The 22,522-nt window shown below is 43.4% G+C and carries 21 protein-coding genes and 1 riboswitch; of the genes, 11 read left to right on the plus strand and 10 right to left on the minus strand.

Annotated features, from left to right (window positions below; all coding sequences use genetic code 11):
- Positions 1 to 198: 198 nt before the first annotated feature.
- Positions 199 to 1,299: a permease gene (locus L3V36_RS23415; RefSeq protein WP_102447811.1), complete on the minus strand. Its 1,101-nt coding sequence runs from the start codon at positions 1,297 to 1,299 to the stop codon at positions 199 to 201.
- Between the two features lie 233 nt (positions 1,300 to 1,532).
- On the opposite strand from L3V36_RS23415, the gene L3V36_RS23420 reads away from it, so the two are divergent.
- Both L3V36_RS23420 and sigZ read left to right on the plus strand, forming a co-directional pair.
- Complete coding sequence (locus tag L3V36_RS23420) at positions 1,533 to 1,829, plus strand: metalloregulator ArsR/SmtB family transcription factor (protein ID WP_004733042.1); 297 nt, start codon at positions 1,533 to 1,535, stop codon at positions 1,827 to 1,829.
- Entirely contained in the window at positions 1,813 to 2,412 is a 600-nt protein-coding gene (sigZ, locus tag L3V36_RS23425; protein ID WP_065605807.1) for an RNA polymerase sigma factor SigZ, read from the plus strand. The genes L3V36_RS23420 and sigZ overlap by 17 nt, the downstream gene beginning before the upstream one ends.
- A gap of 135 nt (positions 2,413 to 2,547) precedes the next feature.
- Here the strand turns inward: sigZ and L3V36_RS23430 are convergent, their stop codons facing one another.
- Entirely contained in the window at positions 2,548 to 3,162 is a 615-nt protein-coding gene (locus tag L3V36_RS23430; protein WP_029222369.1) for a YitT family protein, read from the minus strand.
- A gap of 396 nt (positions 3,163 to 3,558) precedes the next feature.
- Here L3V36_RS23430 and L3V36_RS23435 point away from each other — a divergent pair, with 396 nt between their 5' ends.
- The 4 genes from L3V36_RS23435 (at position 3,559) to L3V36_RS23450 (ending at position 6,404) form a co-directional block, all read left to right on the plus strand.
- Positions 3,559 to 3,786 carry a hypothetical protein gene (locus L3V36_RS23435; RefSeq protein WP_076644891.1) on the plus strand — a complete coding sequence of 76 codons (228 nt, stop codon included), beginning with the start codon at positions 3,559 to 3,561 and terminating at the stop codon, positions 3,784 to 3,786.
- 15 nt (positions 3,787 to 3,801) lie between these two features.
- Complete coding sequence (locus tag L3V36_RS23440) at positions 3,802 to 5,013, plus strand: MFS transporter (protein WP_208775710.1); 1,212 nt, start codon at positions 3,802 to 3,804, stop codon at positions 5,011 to 5,013.
- Between the two features lie 224 nt (positions 5,014 to 5,237).
- Entirely contained in the window at positions 5,238 to 5,963 is a 726-nt protein-coding gene (locus tag L3V36_RS23445) for a sulfite exporter TauE/SafE family protein (RefSeq protein ID WP_017083156.1), read from the plus strand.
- Between the two features lie 78 nt (positions 5,964 to 6,041).
- Positions 6,042 to 6,404, plus strand: a complete 363-nt coding sequence (locus L3V36_RS23450) for an MmcQ/YjbR family DNA-binding protein (RefSeq protein WP_065605811.1) — start codon at positions 6,042 to 6,044, stop codon at positions 6,402 to 6,404.
- A gap of 53 nt (positions 6,405 to 6,457) precedes the next feature.
- Here the strand turns inward: L3V36_RS23450 and L3V36_RS23455 are convergent, their stop codons facing one another.
- Entirely contained in the window at positions 6,458 to 7,204 is a 747-nt protein-coding gene (locus tag L3V36_RS23455; protein ID WP_017092197.1) for a phosphatase PAP2 family protein, read from the minus strand.
- Positions 7,205 to 7,591: 387 nt separating this feature from the next.
- A riboswitch (FMN riboswitch) is annotated at positions 7,592 to 7,742 on the plus strand.
- A 349-nt stretch (positions 7,743 to 8,091) separates the two neighbouring features.
- On the opposite strand from L3V36_RS23455, the gene ribB reads away from it, so the two are divergent.
- The gene (ribB, locus tag L3V36_RS23460) at positions 8,092 to 8,748 is read left to right on the plus strand and encodes a 3,4-dihydroxy-2-butanone-4-phosphate synthase (RefSeq protein ID WP_004733029.1); all 657 of its coding nucleotides are present in this window, start codon (positions 8,092 to 8,094) and stop codon (positions 8,746 to 8,748) included.
- Positions 8,749 to 9,149: 401 nt separating this feature from the next.
- A complete protein-coding gene (locus L3V36_RS23465) occupies positions 9,150 to 9,998 on the plus strand; it encodes a hypothetical protein (RefSeq protein ID WP_102447810.1) in 849 nt (282 codons plus the stop codon).
- 146 nt (positions 9,999 to 10,144) lie between these two features.
- On the opposite strand, the gene L3V36_RS23470 is transcribed toward L3V36_RS23465, so the two are convergent.
- Entirely contained in the window at positions 10,145 to 11,041 is an 897-nt protein-coding gene (locus tag L3V36_RS23470) for a LysR family transcriptional regulator (RefSeq protein ID WP_102447809.1), read from the minus strand.
- Positions 11,042 to 11,195: 154 nt separating this feature from the next.
- On the opposite strand from L3V36_RS23470, the gene L3V36_RS23475 reads away from it, so the two are divergent.
- On the plus strand, positions 11,196 to 11,834 hold the full coding sequence (locus L3V36_RS23475) for an NAD(P)-dependent oxidoreductase (RefSeq protein WP_102447808.1): 639 nt from the start codon (positions 11,196 to 11,198) through the stop codon (positions 11,832 to 11,834).
- A 77-nt stretch (positions 11,835 to 11,911) separates the two neighbouring features.
- Here L3V36_RS23475 and L3V36_RS23480 read toward each other — a convergent pair whose 3' ends face one another.
- Positions 11,912 to 12,565 (minus strand): cupin domain-containing protein, encoded by a 654-nt coding sequence (locus tag L3V36_RS23480; protein WP_102447807.1) that lies wholly within the window; start codon positions 12,563 to 12,565, stop codon positions 11,912 to 11,914.
- A 134-nt stretch (positions 12,566 to 12,699) separates the two neighbouring features.
- On the minus strand, positions 12,700 to 13,467 hold the full coding sequence (locus L3V36_RS23485; RefSeq protein WP_102447806.1) for an SDR family oxidoreductase: 768 nt from the start codon (positions 13,465 to 13,467) through the stop codon (positions 12,700 to 12,702).
- 105 nt (positions 13,468 to 13,572) lie between these two features.
- Between L3V36_RS23485 and L3V36_RS23490 the strand changes: the two genes are divergently transcribed.
- Complete coding sequence (locus L3V36_RS23490) at positions 13,573 to 13,911, plus strand: helix-turn-helix domain-containing protein (RefSeq protein WP_004733017.1); 339 nt, start codon at positions 13,573 to 13,575, stop codon at positions 13,909 to 13,911.
- A gap of 53 nt (positions 13,912 to 13,964) precedes the next feature.
- Here the strand turns inward: L3V36_RS23490 and L3V36_RS23495 are convergent, their stop codons facing one another.
- Entirely contained in the window at positions 13,965 to 14,870 is a 906-nt protein-coding gene (locus L3V36_RS23495) for a LysR family transcriptional regulator (RefSeq protein WP_004733015.1), read from the minus strand.
- Positions 14,871 to 15,095: 225 nt separating this feature from the next.
- Here L3V36_RS23495 and L3V36_RS23500 point away from each other — a divergent pair, with 225 nt between their 5' ends.
- Positions 15,096 to 15,815 (plus strand): SDR family oxidoreductase, encoded by a 720-nt coding sequence (locus L3V36_RS23500; protein WP_004733012.1) that lies wholly within the window; start codon positions 15,096 to 15,098, stop codon positions 15,813 to 15,815.
- Between the two features lie 637 nt (positions 15,816 to 16,452).
- On the opposite strand, the gene L3V36_RS23505 is transcribed toward L3V36_RS23500, so the two are convergent.
- From L3V36_RS23505 to L3V36_RS23515, 3 genes are all read right to left on the minus strand, one after another.
- A complete protein-coding gene (locus tag L3V36_RS23505; RefSeq protein ID WP_208775711.1) occupies positions 16,453 to 17,838 on the minus strand; it encodes an AMP-binding protein in 1,386 nt (461 codons plus the stop codon).
- An 87-nt stretch (positions 17,839 to 17,925) separates the two neighbouring features.
- Complete coding sequence (locus L3V36_RS23510) at positions 17,926 to 19,629, minus strand: AMP-binding protein (protein ID WP_017094503.1); 1,704 nt, start codon at positions 19,627 to 19,629, stop codon at positions 17,926 to 17,928.
- 796 nt (positions 19,630 to 20,425) lie between these two features.
- Positions 20,426 to 22,243: a choice-of-anchor I family protein gene (locus tag L3V36_RS23515; RefSeq protein WP_102576276.1), complete on the minus strand. Its 1,818-nt coding sequence runs from the start codon at positions 22,241 to 22,243 to the stop codon at positions 20,426 to 20,428.
- Positions 22,244 to 22,522 lie beyond the last annotated feature (279 nt).

A 22,522-nucleotide genomic window follows, 5' to 3' on the forward strand; every position in this document is an offset into this window, starting at 1 on the left:
ATCATTAATTATGTTTAGAGCTTGAGAAACATCCATAAAAAAATCCAAGTGCATTAAATACACTTGGATTTTGACAGCTCTGAAGGATCCTTCAACCGATCGCTTTGGCTTTAACTGATCGGCATTACTCAACTAAGTGAGCTCTTTTTTATTATCTATATCTCGTTATCAATGGGGTTATCTCGAAATCAGACCTGATTAACCAAAGATGAAGCTGTATAAGAAGCCTGCACCCATCGCCATGCTTAGGATAACGAATAGGAATGCTGCAATCATTTGGTTCTTGAAGATTGATTTAAGCAGGATAACTTCTGTCAAACTTGCACCCGCACTACCAATGATCAATGCCATTACTGAACCCAACGCCATGCCTTTCTGTACTAGAGCTGCACTTAATGGGATTACCGCTTCAGCACGAATGTAGAGTGGAATACCAATCACGGCTGCTACTGGAATTGCATACCACATACCTTCACCAGCGTACTGTGCAATTAGGTCTGTAGGAATGAAGCCGTAGATGAATGAACCAATCGCGATACCCATCATTAGGTAAGGGAAAACTTGTTTGAAGTCTTTCCAAGTTGAGAACCAAATTCTCATCCAACGGCTAGGTTCTTTCTTCTCTACGATTTCCAGCGTCGCGCTTCCATCCGCTGAACAGCATGAAACCGTGACTTGTGGCTCTTCTTTTTTCGAATCGCAGCAAGATGTCTCTTTCGCCATTACTGATGCAGGTTCACCACATGCACTTGTACCACATGAAGATTCTGCTTTAGCCGGTGCTGCTTTCTTAGGAGCAGAATCACCACAGCTAGTGCCACAGCTTGAAGCTGAACCTGTTGATTCATATGCATCAGGTTTTACGTAACGCTCAAAGCCAAGCTTCTCAAGTGCGTAACCAGCAACTACAGACACCGTCATTGCTACAAGGAAGTAGAACACAGCGACTTGCCAGCCGAACGTAATCACGAACAAACCAATGATCACAGGGTTCAATAGTGGGCTACCGAATAGGAACACCATCATTGGACCGAAACCCGCTCTTGCACGCAGCAATCCTTTTAAGAAAGGAATGGTCGAACATGAACAGAAAGGTGTAATTGCACCCAGTAGTGCTGCTACTACATAGCCCTTACCATTACGTGAGCTCAGGATAGATTGAATCTTTTCTGGTGTAAGGAACTCTTGAAGAATCCCAACAATGTAGCTGATCGCTAAGAAAAGGATAATTAGCTCTACTGCTAAGAAAGCGAACATATCAAGTGCGTCTTTTAGCATTGTTAACATTTCATTGCTCATAATTAACTCCAAACTGGATTGAAGGTCGGGCTCTATGAGAAAAGTAACCAATCCTTAATTTCGAATATTCTCGAATTATAGAAATAAACAGCTCCAGATCAAGCTTTATTTCGATATAAGTCGAAATGATTTTCTAAAACACATTTTTTCAATGACTTACACAGCCACCGTTTTTAAATTTGAATTCGACATACATTTCGACTAACATCGAAATTAAATCTTGAGGAGTTAATATGAACTTAGAAGTCGTTGCGAAAGCACTTAAAGAGTTGGGGCACCCTATTCGCCTAACCATTTATAAGAGTGTCGTTAAAGCTGGCTATCAAGGCATTGCAGTTGGCGGCCTACAAGAAGAACTAGGCATTCCAGGTTCTACCTTGTCTCACCACATATCAAGCTTGGCGTCTGCGGGCCTAATCAGCCAAAGACGAGAAGGAAGAACTCTATTCTGCGTGGCGGAATATGAGTGCCTAGAAGGTGTGATTGATTTCTTACAAGACGAGTGTTGCGTAAATGAACAGTGCAACTAATGCACCTTTGAACGAGGCACCTTTGAAGCTCGAACAAGTCTGGGCCGAGTATCAGCAAGCATTAAGGTCATTCCTGCATTCAAAGGTCAACAACTCTGCGGATGTAGACGACTTGCTCCAAGATATCTTGATTAAGACCTATCAGAACTTAGATAAGGTACAAGATGCGAGCAGCGTAAAGTCGTGGCTATTCCAATTAGCCAATCACACGATCATCGACTTTTACCGTAAGCACGCTCGACAACAACGTGATAGCCAAATTGATGCTGAAGATCTGTGGTTTACCGATTTAGACCACAATTCTGAGTTCAAGCAGAAGCTTTCATTATGTATTGAACCCTTTATTCAGGCGTTACCAGAACAAAGTTCATCATTACTGCTTGCTGTCGATATCAAAGGCCAAAGCCAAAAAGAGATCGCAGAGGCTCAAAACGTCAGCTACTCAACGGTTAAGTCTCGCGTTCAGAAAAGTCGCGGAGATCTTAAGAACCTGTTTGAAGAGTGCTGTAACCTGTCACTTGACCAACAAGGCAATGTGATTGACTGCGAACTCAAGCCAGACAACGATTGCAGCAACTGCTAATAGCTAACTCGAACCCGTTATTCAAATAGAACAAAGCCAGCAATTGATGCTGGCTTTGTTGTTTTTATAATCTGTAAATCACTTTGCTTAAGCTAGCCTAGTGTTTGAGCGAACCTAGTACTTGTGCGGACTTAGCTACGCGGCTTCCGCTTTGACGACCGGTTGATAGCGCCCCGGTTTATGGTTCATCGCTAGAATCAAGTTAGTGACTATCGCACCAAGCACAGACAGTAAGACCAGTGACACATCAACAATAAACAGTGAAAGCACAACGATCGTGCAATCTAGTGCCATCTGAACCTTACCCGCTCGAATTCCAAAACGTTCTTGTAAGAACAACGCCAGAATGTTGAAGCCACCTAAGCTCATCTTATGACGGAAAATCACCAACATGCCGGTACCAATCAAGCCACCACCAATTAACGCTGCATACAATGCATGAATTTCGGCAATCTGAATCACGTGATACAAGTGATCTACGGCGAACGAAACAATCGAAACAGCGATAAACGTATTGATGGTGAAGCGCCAGCCCATACGAGCAACCGACAAAATATAAAAAGGTAAGTTAAGTGCGAAGAACACTTGGCCAAAGCTTAGGTCTGTTACTTTGGTAATGAAGATCGCTAGACCAGCCGTGCCTCCGGTGAGCAAACCGACTTGGTTGAAAAAGATAACGCCGAGTGAAACCAGTGCGCTACCTAAGAGCAGTGCCAGTAAATTTTCGCGAAGGTTATGATCTTTATCCATATGAATGACTCTCCCTGAATCTTTTAACATCGCGTTTCAGTAGTTTTGAAACGATTTATGCCCAAATTTACGATGTTTGACAGATAAGTCGAGTGAATGGCCAATGTTGATTAGTGATTAGTTTGTATATTAGTTTTTACAGTTTTGTGAAATCTTCAATTAAACAGACAGTTACAATCTTGCATTTGGACTTTCATTCTTAATTACATACTTCTATCTATTAACCAGCAAACTTCGAGTTTTCCTATTTATTGGTCACGTTTCGCCCTAATTCTAACGACGCATAAATCTATGCATAAAACGCATAGACTAAATCACAAATGGTCATTTGATACATACCCTACTCGTCATTATGATGCGCGACTTCTTACAACATTGAGCGCATGTAAACACCTTATGTTTTCACAATCTCTTTTTGCCCAACTGGCCAGAATGACGCTATTTCTCGTCATTAGTTTGGTTATTGTGCATCACAGTCAGCCATTGATTGATCTCTTGGCTCAGCATGCCGTGAGCAGTGGCTGCCACCAGCAATCAGCGCATGAGCATTCTGGGCACGAACATCACCATGAGATGACTGACCAACACATGTCAGCGCAAGACCACTCACATCACCACCATTAATTTAAGAGTATTAGAATGAGCATTTTCCGTTTTCCTTTACTGGTATGGCTTGGGATAGGCACACTTATTATCAGTCTAGGGATCAGACAATCATTCGGCATTTTCATGATGCCAATTTCAGAACATTTCGGTACAGGTCGCGAGTTTTTCAGCTTCGCGATTGCGCTACAAAACCTATTGTTTGGCGTGTTCCAACCTTTTGTTGGTATGGCTGCTGACAAATGGGGAGCAAGACGCATCATTATTGCTGGCGCATGTGCTTACGGTTTGGGTTTACTTCTTACCTCTATTTCTACCGAATCAAGCATGCTTTACGTTTCACTAGGCGCGCTCGTTGGCCTTGGATTAAGTGCGACGAGCTATGTGATCGTATTAGGTGCCGTAGCAAAAGTAGTACCTGCAGAGCACGCAGCTAAGGCATTTGGTTTAACCACAGCAGCAGGTTCATTTGGTATGTTCGCGGTAATTCCGGGCGCGCAATACATGTTGAACGAATTTGACTGGCAGAGTGCGATGCAAGTCTTTGGCGTACTTTGTTGTTTCATGATCTCTTTTGCGCTGTTTATGCGAGCGCCTAAAGCAGCCTCAAACAAACAAGCGCAAGCTGAAGAGAACCAAACGCTAAAAGAAGCGCTGTCTGAGGCGTTTGCGAGCAAAAGTTACTGGTTAATTCACGCGGGCTTCTTCGTGTGTGGTTTCCACGTAATGTTCATTGCGACGCACCTACCAAGTTACTTAGCAGACAAAAACCTACCCGCGAGCAGCGCAGCAATGGCACTGGCTTACGTTGGCATCTTCAACATCTTCGGGTCTTACTTCTGGGGTGTGATGGGCGACAAGTTCAGCAAACGCCATGTAATGTCGGCACTGTACTTAGTGCGTACTGTGGTTATCGGTGCGTTTGTCACTTTGCCTGTTACTGAGTCAACCGCGGCTATCTTCGGCGCGGCAATTGGATTCTGTTGGTTGGGTACAGTTCCGCTAACGTCTGGCTTCGTTCGTCAGATCTTCGGTGCCCGTTACCTATCAACGTTGTACGGTTTGGTGTTCTTTACTCACCAAGTGGGTAGCTTCTTAGGCGCTTGGGTTGGCGGTCGTATTTACGATTACTACGGTTCTTACGAGCCAATCTGGTGGTCAACCGTGGTACTTGCATTTGCGGCAGCGCTTATCCATTTACCAATCAATGACAAGCCGATTGAGCGACTGAAATTGGCAATGGCTTAACGTTTAACGCTGACTCCCCCACTAGCGTAAACAACAAGTCGTTCCAATAAAGCGAGTGAGTATTGAAGGGAAACATCCTGATATACTCACTCGCTTTTTTGTTAGTCACTATTTCACCAATTAAAACGGCCGATATTTGCATAAACCTCACTGAATAATAAGACTATCCTTTTCGTTTTAATTTATAGTATCCACTCGCTCCTTTAAAACTAATCCGCAGGCTTATGGAATACATAGATCAGACTGTCCTTATCGCAATGGCACTCATTTTTGCTGGCTCATTTGTGCAAACCGCAATCGGCTTTGGTTTGGCTATTGTTGCAGCCCCACTGCTGTTTTTGGTTTCACCAGACTATGTACCTGCGCCTATCTGCTTGGTTGGCCTGTTTATCTCTTTATTCAACGCCTTTAAACACCGTGCAAACATTTCTATTGGCGGGTTAAAAATCGCATTGCTGGGCCGCATTCCAGGCTCACTGGCAGGCGGAGCATTATTGGTGATGGTTTCAACGAGCGTGCTATCACTTTGGTTGGGCTTATTGGTGGTATTTGCCGTGATTGTTAGTCTACTGCCATTCAGACTCGAACCAACCCCAATCAAGATGGGTATTGCAGGGTTCTTCTCTGGGTTCTTTGGCACCAGTTCTGGTATTGGTGGCCCACCGATGGCACTGCTACTCCAACACCAAGATGCCAATCAGCTTCGTGGTAACCTTTCTGCGTTTTTCGTGTTTAGTTCGATCATTTCGTTGGTAGTACAGATCCCAATTGGCTTCTTCACGCTACACCACTTGATCATCACTATACCTTTGCTGCCTGCTGCTTGGTTGGGTTACAAAGTGGCGTTAATGACGACACAAAGCATCCCTAAAGAGAAGATACGCATTGGTTCATTACTGCTATGTTCTCTCAGTGGCTTTACGGCAATCTGGCAGGGTTTAGCTGGCTAGTTATTGGCGATAAAGACCGGAAAAGACATCTTAGAAAACCAACACAGATCAAACACCCAATAGATAAAAGGACGCTCTATGACTTACGACGAATTCAATTCATTCTGCGAGTCGCTGCCTGCAACCAGTTATGTGATGCAGTGGAATAACTCGCACGTTTGGAAAGTGGGTGGCAAGGTGTTTGCGATTGGTGGTTGGGGACCGAAAGATGAGCCTGCGTTTATCTTCAAGGCGTCCGATCAGAACTTCGACTTTCTGAAAGAAGAGCCGGGCTATAAACCCGCACCCTACTTTGCTTCACGCGGTATGAAATGGATTCAGCTGTTTGAAAGCACGCCAGAAAGGGATGAGGAGCTGAGATACTATCTCATTGAGTCACACCGAATTGTGTCCTTAGGTCTAACCAAAAAGAAACAAGCAGAGCTAGGGCTCAATCAGTAGCGTTTATTACGTACTGCTAATCTGAGCCCTTCTTTTGCAGTGAGGAAGGATCCCTAAGAAGTCTGTTTCAAAAATGCAGGTAAATAGCGTTCTATTTTTTGCTCTGAGATAAGCGGCACCAATAAATAGATCAAACCCGCAAAGGCAATAGATCCGGCTAAGTCTTCTGGTCGATGCATGCCAAGCCAAACACGGCTATAGGCGACACCACCAGCCCAAGCCAGTAAACCGCCGACGAGATAAAAGCGTTTCGCCTCTAGGAGAAGACCACCAAAGAACGCCAAACACACACCGACAAAGATCATATGTCCAGATGGGAAAGAGTAGTCGGTTTCACCCAACCAGTGACGCGTTCGCCACTCGCTCACCTTATCTTGTACAGACTCAATCGCAGCATTCTTTTCAACCAATGGTAATTCGTAAAACACTTCCGGCATATCAACCACTTCCTGCGTCACCAAATACTCAGAATAAGGACGAGGGCTCTCAGTGGAATGCTTTAAGAAGGTTTTCGCTGCAAAGCTAAGCACCAACAACAAGCCGAGCTGCAAACAAAGACTGACTAACTTAGCTTTGGAAAACTTCATCGTGAACAATACTAAAGACAAAATCACTAGCGTTACCAAGAATCCTTGATTGCCCGCAGAGTAAGTCACAAACGTTATGAAGGCGCCATAGAAAGGCAAAACAGCACTTCCAAGGTCGAAGTCAGATCCAAAGATCAAAAAGGGTATGAGGGAATACAAACTTAGAACGAGCAGTAATAAGCCTTTGGATTTGTTAGAGAACAGAGAAGTCATGGCTAAGATCTTTTAGATAAAGTGGTTGGATGCTATCGCAGCTTAGCATCGTCAATATCAATTTTATGTCAAAACGGTCAGTCAGCCGTCATGGTGTAACAATATTCGATTAATGGACCTCTTGAGTATTGATTCGGTGAGCAGCCACGCCAGCACCAATAATGTTCAACATCCATTTATGTTCATAGAGATAGCAAAAACCACTGAAACCAGACGAAACAAAGGCATCACCCCACTAAGTAGACTACCGGACGCGTTCTGCTGATAAAGTGAACACTTACCGGATTATAAAGCCAGAATCTTAAAAACTTTGCTATCAGTCCTTTAAATCCACTATTGAAAGGATTACCATCTGGTCTGCTTTCAAAAGCAAAACAGATTATTAATTTTTATTCTCAGGGCGGGGCGAAATTCCCCACCGGCGGTATGTCCTTAGCAAAATCTAAAGATAAGCCCGCGAGCGCTCGATTCGTCGAGGTCAGCAGATCTGGTGAGATGCCAGAGCCGACGGTCATAGTCCGGATGAGAGAGAATGAAAACACACTCGTTTAAGTTGGAAAAGCGTACCCGCGTGAGTTGGGTTCGTACCTCCAACTTAGGCGGGTGCATTTCGTTTTGGATAAAACCATAATGAGCTAATACCAATCACAGTAAATAAATGATCAGAGATAGCGCAGGAAAAACGCTTGAGAACAAGGCAAAATTTTTCGATAAGTAGTTATTCTACAGTCAAAAATTCTAACGCCGTTATCAAGGGTTTTAACTAGCTAGAATGACCAGTTGTTTACTACGATTGGTACAAGTTACTTGTAATGAGTAGGCTTTGTTGTGCTCGGTTGAGATCCCTCATACAGCCCTGATTCTGGTGATATTTTAGGAGTTTAACCATGAATCAGTCTTCACTACTTGCCGAATTTGGCGAACCAATCACTCGCGTTGAAAACGCACTGCAAGCTCTGCGCGAAGGTCGTGGCGTACTTCTACTTGACGATGAAGATCGTGAGAACGAAGGCGACATCATCTACTCAGTAGAACACCTGACGAATGCTCAAATGGCGCTTATGATCCGCGAATGCAGCGGCATTGTGTGCCTGTGTCTAACTGACGAGCAAGCGAACCAACTTGAACTTCCACCTATGGTTGTTGATAACAACAGCGCAAACCAAACTGCGTTTACCGTAACTATCGAAGCGAAAGTTGGTGTAACAACAGGTGTTTCTGCCGCTGACCGTGTAACAACGATCAAGACAGCTGCAAATCCAACAGCTAAGCCTACTGATCTTGCTCGCCCTGGCCACGTATTCCCATTGCGTGCTCGTAAAGGTGGAGTACTGGCTCGCCGCGGCCACACAGAAGGTACAGTGGATCTTATGCAAATGGCTGGCCTTCAATCTGCCGGTGTACTGTGTGAAGTAACAAACCCAGACGGCACGATGGCAAAAGCGCCAGAGATCGTTGCTTTCGGTAAAATGCACAACATGCCAGTACTGACCATTGAAGATATGGTTATGTACCGCACTGAGTTCGACCTTAAGCTTGCGTAACGTTTAGTTCAGTCCTCAATGCTAAACACTTAGCATTTAGCATTGAAGGTAACTAAACTCAGAAATGAATCTTGAAAGGCCTCACTCTTACTACTTTTTCTAGTTAAAAGTATATAGAGGGTGAGGCCTTTTTAATTTCCGTATTTTGAGACGAGCTAGGGATTGATCGCCGAAGTGTCCCTACCTATCGAAACCTCCCCAGCCTAATCACAAGAAAAGCGTAACCTCTCAAAAAATCCTGCAAAATATGAGAAAAATTCACTCGAATGGTGAAGTCATGCACCATTATTGAACATCCAGAAATAGAGAAAAAACATAAGCAATTGAAATGTAACAATTATATATTTTGGCACGGTGTCTGCACTACCACTAAGTAGGTATACACATATTAGGAGTTAAATATGTTTGTAATTATTTCAGTTGGTTTATCCATAGCAGTACTTGCTGCCCTGTATCATTTCTCAAGGAAGAGAGAAACAGCGCTATCACACCGGTTCGAAACCTTAGTTTTGCTTAGAGAGCTATTGTTGTTATCACGTAAACATCGCGCTGCAACGCATTACGCTCTGGCGTATAAATTGTCTAGCGACTCTATTCGTAAAGTGAACGAGATTTACGACAACATACTTGAGGTCTCTGAATTGCTTCAATCTCATGTTTCGTTTGATAGTCGCCCTATGTATCGCATCTATCACCTTAAGCTCATTGCCATGCACAGCGACTGGCAAAACCGCAGCTTGGTGCGTAACCAATCGATTCATGGCAAAACAATTCGCCACAGCATGTTCTTGATGGATGAAGTGATGATCATCTGGCTGATCCAGTCTGAGCGAGAAGACATGAGTAGTGAATACCACATGAATTGGCAACAGATCTTAGACTGCATGGAGATCTTGACCAAGCTGAGAATGTGTATACCTGATATGGAGAAGCCTGAGGAGTATGCGAGATTCAAATTCTACGCATCTCAGACACACCGCAAACTCAACCAATTATCGATTATCTGCCCTATCAGCAGTGGGTCGCCCATTTGTACACGTGCGATGCATGCACTTACCGAGATCGCATCAAGCACTGAAGCGACCCAACCAGCAGATAGCATGTACGAGTTAACCAGTGATATCTCTACTGTGGTATCGCAAGTCTACGACCAAGTATTATCAGACATTACCAAAAGCTTGTATCAGCCTTTACCTAGCATCAACGATAAGGCGATTAACACCCGATTATCCGTACATCATTACATGTAAAGACTTCGTGAGAGGAGAGCGTGCTGGAACTCTGAATTATTGAGTTCAAATCCGATATCACCATTGATATCGGATTTTTGTATTTATGGGCTTATAGATTTATTTGGTTCTATTTTAGGACGAGACAAGTTATGAGCGATGTAAGCTTAAACGTCTCCAGATTTGATATCGCTAGACCAAGCTTCTGCTGCAAAATCAATGAACTGACGAACAACAGGCAGCTGATAACTGCGAGACAAGTACACCGCCCAAAGCACACTACTCGGTGAAACGAAATCATCCAAAATTCGTTTCAACTTCCCTTCTGCAATCAACGGATTCGCTAAATCACAAGGTAATCGAACAACCCCTTTACCATGCTGTGCGGCGCGAGCTAACACCCCAACATCATTGGCCTTAATAGTCCCCGACACTTCGACCGAATAATGTTGGTTATCCTTAACAAAATCCCACTTAGAGACACTCAAATGACGAAAACAATTGTGTTGTCGGAGCGCTTCAACCGTTTCAGGTTCACCGTGTTTGTCTAGGTAGTCTTGTGAGGCACACACAACCGAATCGATTTCCATTAGCTTTCGAGCAATCAAGCTATCCTCAGGTTGATCGGTATAGCGCAGCGCAATATCGATTCTATCATCCACCAGCTGAGCAAAATGGTCAGAAGCAAATAGCTCTACCGTGATATTAGGATGAAGCTCCGTGAATTGTTCAACCACACCCAACAACATGTGCTGAGTCAAACCAATGGGTGCAGCTATGCGAATCACACCTGAAAGAGCATCGGTTTGATTAAGTGCAGTGACTTCTAGCTCCGCCGTTTCATGGAGTATTTTCTCACAACGTTGTAGCGCAATCTCCCCTGCTGTAGTCAAACTTACCTTACGAGTCGTTCTGTGTAATAGCCTCTGCTTTAACCACCCTTCGATCTCTTGGACATGCCGTGAAACCTGTAAACGGCTCATGTCCAAATGCTCTGCTGCTTGAGTAAAACTGGCGCAATTTGCGACTTCAACAAAGCTACGCATCGCCGTCAACCTGTCCATCACACTCTCCCTTACCGACTTAACCAAGCCTATTAGATAACTGTATAGATACAATCTACATCATTTCACGATATTTATCGCAATCTAGTGAGCTATTAGACTGCAATGGCTGTCGAGAAACAGACTCAATAAATTAGATAATTGGAGAGACATTATGAAAATTGCAGTATTAGGCGCATCAGGTTGGATTGGTAGCCACATCGCTCAAGAAGCTCAATCTCGCGGACACGAAGTTGTTGCTGTTGTAAGAGATGCAAGCCGCGTAGAAATCAACGATGTTGAAGTTCGTTCATTTGATTTACAAGAGGAAGCGGCAAGTCTAGCGACCGCTTTCTCAGGCGTTGATGCGGTAATTGCTTCGATTGGTGGACGCGCTCTAGGCAATCACGACATCGTAAAAAACACAGCTGCTAAGTTGCTTGATACATTGCCAAGCATTGGCATCGAACGTCTACTTTGGGTAGGAGGTGCAGGCTCATTAGAAGTGGCGCCAAACATACCGTTAGTTACCGTTCCTGACTTCCCTGCGGACTACAAAAACGAAGCGCTAGCACAGGGTGAAGCGCTTGAAGTGTTCAAACAATCTAATGACAAGGTTAACTGGACATTCGTCAGCCCTGCTGCGGAAATCTTCCCGGGCGATAAGCTATCAACCTACCGCACAGGTGGTGATCAACTGCTCACTGACGAAGATGGCAACAGCAAAATATCCGTCAGCGACTACGCTATCGCGATGATTGATGAACTAGAAGCTGGCAAGTTCCCACGCCAACGTATTGGTGTCGCTTACTAGTCAGCTCATATATAAAAACTAAAAAAGCCGCTTGTTCAAAACAATGCGGCTTTCTCATCTTTATATTGAGCATTCCTTTAATCCAATGGCAGGTGACCCGTTTTCACTAGGATAACCGTCTCTTCTTCCACATAAGGGAAATGCTCGCTCATATGAGGGCTACGCATCCATGTGTGTTTTGGATACTCGCCATGTTCATCTTTAAAAGTGCCTGACAACACAAAGATCTCTTCACCACCAAAGTGACGGTGCGGCTGAAAACGTTCGCCAACAGGCCACTTCACTAAAGCGACATGCTCGTGCTCGAATTCATGCAGTGGCATCACTTGTAAACCACCAATACCCGGAAGCCACTCTGTTTCTAGAGTATTAATGCGAACTTGAGTTAAGTCTCTCGCATCAAACTGGTTGAGCTTCACCAAGATCGTGCAGCCATTTTTGCTTGATGGAGAATGCGCACTGCCCGGGGGATTACGGATATAAGTACCGGCAGGGAAATCTCCAGTTTCATCAGAGAAAACACCGTCTAACACGAAGATTTCTTCGCCTTGCGGATGCGGGTGCTCAGAAAACGAAGATTCCGGTTCGTACTTCACAACACTGGTCGTGTGACCTGATTCTTTATCTTTTCTTTCAAGCGGCTTACGCCACACCCCTTTAGCAGGGCTTGCAATCCAATCTAATGTCTCGGTTTCTATAACCAGTCTCTTTGAAAAGTCCATGTTGAACATAATGGCGACCTTACTCTTGTTATCGTTTTAATTATTATTGTTGTCTTTCTCGTTTCTATTCTACGCGAATACTCATCAAGGAGGCCATCTCGCTGCTATTTGCCTACGCGACAGCCACCTAAAAAGAAGCCTAATTAATTGCGGCCAGCAATCACACCGCCATCAACATCCCAGATTGCACCCGTGACCCAATCAGCACTGTCTGACAGTAAGAAAGAGATGCTATTGGCGATGTCTTTCGGCAAACCAACTCGACCAATCGGATGGAATGCGTTGAAACCTTCTAACGCTTGATCCACTTCTTCCGGCTTAATGAAAGATTCGTAAATCGGCGTTTTAACCACAGCCGGGGAAACCGCATTCACACGAATGTTATGCTCAGCCAGTTCCATTGCCATGTGTTGTGTTAACGCGTGCAGGCCAGCTTTAGCCATTGAATAGGCAGAAGATGGCGTCGCTTTGATTGCTTGCTTACCCCACATAGAACCAACGTTAACCACACTGCCGCCGCCGTTCTTGATCATCAACTTGCTTATCGCTTGAGTAATGAAGAAGGTTGCTTTATTAAGCTGCATGTATTGCTCGTAATCAGATTCTTGGTGCTCAATAAACGCTTTAGGGTTGAAGTAACCTGCAGCATTAACAAGGTAACCAATACCTTCTTCGAGCGACTCTAAATGTGCAATAAGGCGAGACACACTCGCATCATTATAAAGGTTAGCTTGCCAACCAGAAGCGTGGCCTAGTGATTGAAGTTCTGACACCGCTTTATCTAACTTAGTTGGGTTATTGCCGACAACCAACACATGGATGTTTTGAGCGACTAACTGCTTCGCTGTTTCAAAGCCCATACCACTTGTGCCACCGATTACTACTGCAATACCATTTTTAGTGAAGTTCATTTTGTTATCTCCTAAGTCATGTGAACGTGGTAATCTTAGGCTTTGAACTAACACTATGAATAGTAAGTACAAATCGGTTAGGTAGGTACTTATTGGTACATCTTTATGAAAAATCAGGAAAACTTTTTTTCAAGAAAATCAGCACCAGAGCGCTCAGCTCGCATGGTAGAAACCATCTACGGCTGTAAATGGTCGCTAACGGTTTACCAATTACTGGCAAATGGCATTAATCGTCCCGGTGAAATGGTGCGCTCGGTCGAAGGGTTATCGACCAAGGTATTGAATGAATGCTTGAAGCGAAATGTGGAGTTTGGGATTTTAGATAAGCAGATGTTCAACGAACTGCCACCAAGAGTTGAATACCAAGTGACGCCGTTCGGCGAGAAGTTCTTGTTGATTCTAGACCAGCTGGAAAACCTACAAAACGAAATCGACGAGATGTAAGCCCAAGCCAGTCCAACTATTGCCAAAAGAAGGAGGAAGGTAGCACGCGCCATTTAGCTGACTGGCATTTGCTCAAAACGGCCTTTCACAAAATCAATAAAGGTTCGAATTCGGCTCGGTTGATAGCGGTCTCGATGGTAGATCGCTGAAAAGTCGACCTTAGGCACCACCCATTCTTCAAACACTTGCAGCAATTGCCCGTCGTTCAGTTCTTGTAAGCAATAGATGGTTGGAACACGAATAATTCCGTTGCCCGATTTCGCGCCCTGCACCAACACTCGCCCATTTTTACATTGCAGTCTGCCCGTCACATGCACATCGACTGTTTTCTTAGTATCGTCCAGTGCTTGAAAACTCCACTTACGCACCGATCCCGTTAAGCAGTCATGGTGGATCAGATCTTTAGGATGACTTGGCTTTCCTTTACGAGCGAAATACTCAGGGCTCGCGAGTGTTCCCATTTCAATATCCAATAGCTTTCTAGCGATAAAGCCCGCATCTTCAAGACTCCCCATACGAAAAGCGATATCAAACGCGTCTTCAATCAAGTCGACTCGGTTACTACTGAAATCAAGACTGATGCTGATGTCTGGGTAGAGTTGCATGAACTCATTGACCAGATCCGCGATGATCACCTCGCCCAGATAACCGCCAACACAGTTTACTTTTATATCGCCGCGCACCTCTTCGACATCGTCCACCGCAGCAATCAAGGCTTGGTCTATATTATCTAAGGCTTGTTCACATCTCGCGTACAGATCTTGCCCTGCGTGAGTCAGCCTTAAGGTTCGAGTGGTGCGGATAAACAGCGTCACTCCCATCTGCTTTTCTAGACTACTCACTTGGCGTGATACGTGGGAACGAGACACATCTAACTCCTCCGCCGCTTTGGTGAAATTACCTAAACGAGCGATCAGCACGAAGGAGCGAATATCAGACAGATTAATTTGATTGAGCATAGTCGCCAGCTTACTTGTGAAATTAAAAGAGATGAAGCTATAAAGTGAACACTTTTATTGTTGCACTACAGCAACAGTGTTTCAAGTAAAGCGCTATATATCAACAATGCTATTTTCCTTAATATACCTCCATCGCAACGAAACAAGGCAACAAGCACTTGATTCGAATGCACTTAAACAGCACGTCGTAGCCAACCGACGCAATAAAAGTACAGAGGAAATAAAATGAAAAAACTAATCGTAATTACAGGTGCAAGCTCTGGTATTGGTGAAGCAATCGCTCGTCGTCTAAGCGATGAAGGTCACCCTCTTCTACTTTTAGCTCGTCGTGTTGACCGCCTTGAAGCTCTGAACCTACCAAACTCTCTATCAGTAAAAGTAGACGTAACAGACAAAGCGTCTTTTGATGCAGCAATCGCACAAGGTGAAGAGAAATTTGGCCCTGTAGACGCGCTTATCAACAACGCTGGTGCAATGCTTCTTGGTCAAATCGATACTCAAGACGCACAAGAGTGGAAGACAATGTTCGATGTGAACGTGATTGGCCTTCTAAACGGCATGCAGTCTGTACTTGCTCCGATGATGGAACGCAACACAGGTACTATCATCAACATCAGCTCTATCGCGGGTAAGAAAACATTCCCAAGCCACGCTGCTTACTGTGGTACTAAGTTCGCGGTACACGCTATTTCTGAGAACGTTCGTGAAGAAGTGGCGGCTTCAAACGTTCGTGTTACCACTATTGCACCAGGTGCTGTAGAAACAGAACTTCTGTCTCACACAACATCTCAAGAGATCAAAGACGGTTACGATTCTTGGAAAGAAGACATGGGCGGCGTATTGGCAGCTGACGACATTGCTCGCGCGGTATCATTCGCTTACCAACAACCACAGAACGTATGTATCCGTGAAATCGCTCTAGCACCAACTAAGCAACAGCCATAGGCTTTACGCAATAACAAACATCACGTCATAATTGACATTGAATAAAGAAGGGACCTGTAACTAGAAATAGATTGCAGGTCCCTTCTTTATTTGCTGCTTGTTCGCTGAAAACACGTTTTTGTATCTCTGTCAGAACTGCTCTCTACCCTGTCTCTACCATTGCGTTTCGCTTGATACAAACAGTCGTCGACTTCAAAAATGACTTTTCAGTTTTTGAGACACTTTTAGCAAGCGCCTTTTTGAAACGGTCGGGTTAATAAACCTTGTAAGTAATCGCCAGTAAAAATTAATGTTGTCCCATTTCCGTCGTGGAATTAAGTGAATATGAGCATGAGGAATATGCTGTCCTGAATATGTTCCATTGTTTACCACCAATGTATAATCATTGACATCATCAAATGCCTCGATAACTCTCAGCCCCAACTTCTTAGCGAACAAGAACAACTCCTTGTATTCATCATCATTTAGCTCTTCAAGATGAGAAACGTGACTTCTACTGAGAATAAGTAAGTGACCTTCCGTTATCGGATGTATGTCAAGTACAGCTCTCAAACTGTTAGACTTCGCAATAAGGAAATGAGCAGATTGATCACGATTAATCTGACAAAAAATACATGATTGAGTAGCGTTAAAAACTTTATTCATTGGCTTTCAACAGCTCCATAATGGCTCTACGATCTAACTTTCCACTACTGTTTGTAGGAATCTTATCTAAAAAAACGATGGTATCGGGCACCATATATGTAGGTAGCGACGAACGACAAAGTTCAACTAGATCCTCTGCACTAAAGCCAAGCTCGTTATGACTCAAAGTTAAACCAGTACACACCTTTTCTCCATAAGGGTACGGAACGACTACGATCCTATCTGAAGCAGTAAAACGACGAATCAATGATTCAATTTCTTGTATCTCTATACGATAGCCTCTGAGCTTGACTTGATGATCGACACGTCCATGGAAGTACATTACGCCACTAGAGTCATAGCTCGCCAGATCTCCGGTCTTATAAAGCCGTTGAACAACGCTATCATTCCATGGTGACCATTCTATAAAAACTTGGTTTGTTTTATCACTATCTGTCCAGTACCCGCCTACAACCTGAGGGCCAGTCAAATAAAGTTGCCCCACTTCACCAAACTCGGCAGGGAGCAGCTCATCATTCAAAATAACGCAGCGGTTTTGGCCAAAAGGCTTTCCAATTGGGACTATTGGATGCGCTGCTTCATCGTCTCTATTAACCCTAAACAAAGTAAACGCAATTGTTGCTTCTGTTGGCCCATACAGATTGTCCAATGTTGAGTTTTCAGCCAAACAACTCCAGTCTTCAACAACACTGTCCGTTAAAGCCTCACCGCAAAAAAGGCTGTGTTTCAATGTTGGCATCTTTTCAAACTGAAAACGTTCTCCCATTGCCTGCTTCGCAAATGTCACCATTGATGGCGTGGAAAACCAGACTGTTAACTTGTGGGTGTTAACAAACTTAGTCGGAAGCAATTTATCAAACTCAGTGGCTGCATATAGGCACCCACCAGTGGTCAAACATACAAAAATGTCATGAACCGATAGATCAAACGTAAAATCGAAAAACTGACTATGTCTATCTAGATGATCGAAGTTGTACAGTGAAGTAATGCCATCTAAATAACTAAGTAAGTTCTGCTCATTAACTGGTACGCCTTTTGGTAATCCTGTACTACCTGAAGTGAACATTAGATAAACATAAGAACTCTGCAAATTATCAAACTTTTGTTCATTGCAACCTGAAGTAAGATCACTACGCCTAGAACCTATTTTGAAAATCTTATCCTCATGGATATCTATTGCTAAATCATATGAACGAATAATTTTCAGCTTCCTATCACACAAAGGTAATAGAGACTCTAGTAAGTCAATGCTTTCTTCATCGACTAATAAAGTACTGCATCCGCTCGTACGAATAATCGAGGCAATTTTTTCAACAGGAAATGTATTGTTGAGAGGAATGTAAGTTATTTTAGATAACGTGCAAAAAACTAAATGCATAGTTGTGCTTATTCACAGACAACTTAGATAAGTTGTCTGTCCTTCTTAATAGCTGTGACATTGTTAGTTCCGTCTAATTTAGATTATTTATGCGCTTGCAGACACTCGTTTAGAGTAAGCAGTGTTAGAAGACTTATCTTTCTCTGTTAATTTACTTTCAATGATGACCTCATAAGGTAAATTCAAGTTAAGTAAGTGTTCATAACGCTCTTCAATTTTATCCCTTTTGAGCTTTAATGTAGGCGTTAGCAAGCCATTCTCAATACTCCAGGGCAGCTCAACTAAAATCAGGTGATCTAGCCGCTCATGAGCTTCTAATTCTCTGTTTACTTTCCTTAAAGTAGCTTTAAGTTCTTTTCGTACATGCGCAGCGGTACTAGGTGTGCCTTCGCCTAAAACAATTAATGCAATCGGTTGTTTTCTACCAATTCCCATAACACACACTTGTTCAATATCTGGATTCCTACCTAAGCTGCTTTCAATGGGTACAGGTGAAACGTATTTTCCTTTACTCGTCTTAAACTGTTCTTTTACTCGTCCAATAATTCGCCACGAGCCATTAGCATTAAGCTCGGCTTTATCACCCGTCTTAAACCAACCCTCTTCAAAAGCGGCTTTGGTGGCTTCTTCATTTGCGTAATATCCCGAGAAGACAGCATCCCCTTTGATCAGAACTTCACCTTCTTCAGATAATTTCATTTCGACACACGGTTGAGGCGTTCCAATTGTTCCAAGGTGCTCGAAATCAAAAGGGACATTGCTACACGATAGGCCTGACGTTTCTGTCATCCCCCAACCTTCACCGATACTAATACCGATCTTATGGAACCACAGAAGCACTTCTGGGGAAATAGGTGCACTACCAGACCCAAATAAAACCGTGTCTTGAAGTCCTAGATTTTCACGTATTTTACGCGCAACAATTTGGCCAATAAACGGGATTTTTAGTAGTAGCTGTAAACGATTATTTGGCATCTTCGCCAAGATTTTAGACTGGAACTTAGTCCATAGTCTTGGTACTGAAAGGAAAGCAGTTGGGCGAGCATATTTAACATCTTCAATGAAGGTATCAATTGATTCAGTAAAAAACACTTCAGCTGGATTATAAATCGATGGAAGTTCAACCACACAACGCTCAGTGATATGAGCTAATGGCAGATAAGACATAACGCGAGTTTCCCCCGGTTGAAAAAATATCTCACTGCCAGATGTTGCTGACGACGCAACGTTTAAATAACTAAGTTCAACTCCCTTTGCCAAACCAGTGCTACCAGAGGTGTAGATGATCGAAAACGTATCGTTAAGGCTGGGGATGTTAATATTTTCAAGTGGCGTTAACATCGGCAACCAAGCACGCCAATCAAGCTTGCAATCAACTTTAGCACTAGGCATTGCTATGGTAATTAATGAATCAGGTAAAGCTTTGCTGAGCTCTTTGGAATCATCAAGTTTGCCAATAAACATCGCTTTAGCGCCACTATGTTCCAACACGTACTTTATGTTGTCTGAACTTGCTGTTGGGTAAATCGGGACACTAATCAGACCAGCCATCATTATTGCTAAGTCACATATGTACCACTCTGCCGAATTTTTAGCGATGATGGAGACTTTGTCCCCCTCGACTAGTCCATTGTCAACTAAACCTTTTGCGACTTTCCGTGCCGCGATATCTGCCTCACACCATGTATAAGTATGCCACTTACGATCAACAGGTTGATGAAGCCACACTTTGTCAGGGTGCTTTTTAACATTAGCTTTCAACTGTTCTAACGGCGTACAGTAAGTTGTCATAGTTTAACTTTCCTTAGTTATTAAACGGTTTCAGACCTTAAATTCAACAACGCTACAGCACTTCGATAAATTTAAGCTCCCCAAAAAAGGTGTAAATTTAACCACCACTTGGTCAGACCACATTAATTTTTATTAACATTTGAGCAACAAATACTTATCATCTAGTTATTAAACTGAGATATGAGACAGCAACACTTAGCCCGATAAATGATTATTTTATAAATTAGAAAGGTCATTTACAAAATGGTGAGGTAACTTCGGAGTACATTTGTTGCCCGAATATATTACTGTTAATTCAACAACCGTAAGCGCTAAATCTATAGGGTGCCTATTTTTATCAACACGTCTGTCGTATATCACGGTAGTCTTTGCAATCGTGAACTTACCTATGATGAATTAACTTGATCTCCCCCATTTAACTGATGGGGAAACAGTTGAAATCGACGTTTACCTACTTCTTTAAAAGTGTGTCATTGAATAGATGTCGTTTGACAAACATATTTATTACGCAGCAGAAAAAGCAAGCTTTCTATATAAGCGCTAGAGGAACTTTTGATACCACTAAGCGAGCATGGCTGAAGAGACGTTACTATGTTAAACCTTCCCAAAATGAAGGTATGAAATTTTTTCATCAAAACGTTTGCTCTTCTCTGATTGTTGTTCGGCGACTAAACCCTACAACTTACTATCGTTTATTTTAGTTTCAGCAAGCCATCAATAAACTAAAAAGCGCCACTACTTATTCAGTAGTGGCGCTTTTGTTTTTATTAAGTCTAGCTACAAGCAGTAACCGTGATTAAAACTCAACGCGATAAACTGATGTGCTACCACTTACTTCGTTACCAACCGCAATAAAGTGGTTGCCAGAACGAGTGAAATACTTGATCGACTCTGGGCCTAGGTCACCGGCTTTCGAGTTGTAAATATCGTTATCGCAATCACCGTCTTCATCAACCTTAGTGCATACAGGCTGAGTAAAATCGCGGTTATTTAGATAGCTGATGAAACTTGCACTCTTAGGCTGCGTTACGTCGTAAACCATAATGCCACCTTGGCGCTCAAGTCCAACAAAGGCATAGTGCTTGCCGTTGATCTCAGCCACTTCGATAGCTTCAGGCTCTACGCCTTTATCATCACTACGATCGTCACCGCTTTGGTTGTTATCATTGGTGCTGTTGAAGTTTGCAGGATCTTGCTCCAGCACAATTCGAGCGAAATCATCGCCACTATCAAACACGAGCTCACCTGACTCATCCCAGATAGAGAAAGAGCGGCTACCGAATGCTTGAACCTTTTGGTCAGCAGCGAGTGTCCCTCGTGGCTTAATCACTTTAAGACGTGCAAGTTGCTTGTTGTCTTTCAATGCACCAGCTAATGGATGGTTAGCATCAACGTCTAACTTCTTGCCACGCACTTCATCGACATAAGCGATACAAAAGTCTTTTTCTGTTGTGTAGTTTTCGGTGCCTTTATAGTCATCACCATCCCACTCAAAACCTTTCTCGTCACACATTTCTTGCGTGGTTTTGATGCCATACTCACGACCATCACCTTCATTCGCAGTCACAATGTAGGTGTTGCCATCAACACTGTAGCTGGTGATGCTGTCTGGCATGTAAAGGCCTTCCAACATTGCGTAGCTTTGTAGGTTACCGATGTTTTTATCTTTATTTGACGCATCTAGCTTAGCGTTATCCCAAGGCTTGCCGCCTAATCCAAGAATCGCATCCACTTGTGCACTCGCCACATCAATCGCTGCCAACGCATTGTTCTCTTGAAGGGCAACGTAGAGTTTTCCGTTATCAGCAAACGTTAGGTATTCCGGTTCAAGGTCTTGAGCGACAGTTGCATTCGGCGCAGAGAGTCGAACCTTGTCGGCCAGCTCTGCATGGCGGGGCTGACCTTGGTTGAATGCCTTGAAATCAATCTGAGTGACTGTCGCTTGCAAAGGACCACTGCTTAAATCCACCAGCGTTACTGAGCCTTCAGGATCAATGCTGTAATCCGCATTCGGCTCACCTTCATTTGCAGAGGCAATGTAGCGACCATCTTTCGAGAAGCTCACCATGTCCGGTAATGCACCAGCCGTATAAGTAGTGATCAGCTCTAACGTGTCTGAACGATAAAGTGCAATGATGCCGTTTTGTTGCTTGTCGGCATTTTCAATAGCGACAGCAACTAATCCTTGATGAGTCGACACACTATTCGCTGCACCAATATCAACACCCGAAGCTGCAGCCGCTGATTGAAGATCAATAGAACCCGAAGATGTTGGTTCGCTAGCTGAGTTCATTGATAACACATCGACTTTCTGCGCTTGAGCGTTCACAACATAAAGCTTATCGGTACATGAATCGTAGCTGACGATTTCGGCTGCTGAGGTATCAAACGGAGCGTCGGTAATAGCACGTCCAACCAGACTGATTCCGGTTACCTCAGCATTGGAAGCGCTTGGCTGCTCGATGGATTGGCATTGAAAGCTAAAAGCATCAAGTGACGTTTGAGATGGGATAGCAGCCGTTGGTGATGTTGACGTTGATTGAGAACACCCTACTAGAGCAGAACTTACCGCAATAGGCAGTAATAGTGTCAGCTTATTAAATTTACGATTCATATATCCTCCATGATTTGAAACGCGATCATAGAGGGCTGTTATGACACTTATCTTTCTCTTTTATTAACAATAAATGACAACAATCAGTTTGCTTCACCCATAACAACAATAAGTTGGAGTGAGCATTTCATTAACAAGCAAGCAAAAAAAAAGGTTCATCGCGGATTAGCGGGAACTAAAAACAAAAACGGTAGTAAGTGATATGGTTTAGTCGCCAAACAAAAATCATACACAAACTACCGTTTTCATGCCGAATCATACTTTCCTATCTTCATTCTG

This window comes from Vibrio sp. G-C-1, from assembly GCF_021728015.1.
Classification (GTDB): Bacteria; Pseudomonadota; Gammaproteobacteria; order Enterobacterales; family Vibrionaceae; genus Vibrio; species Vibrio splendidus.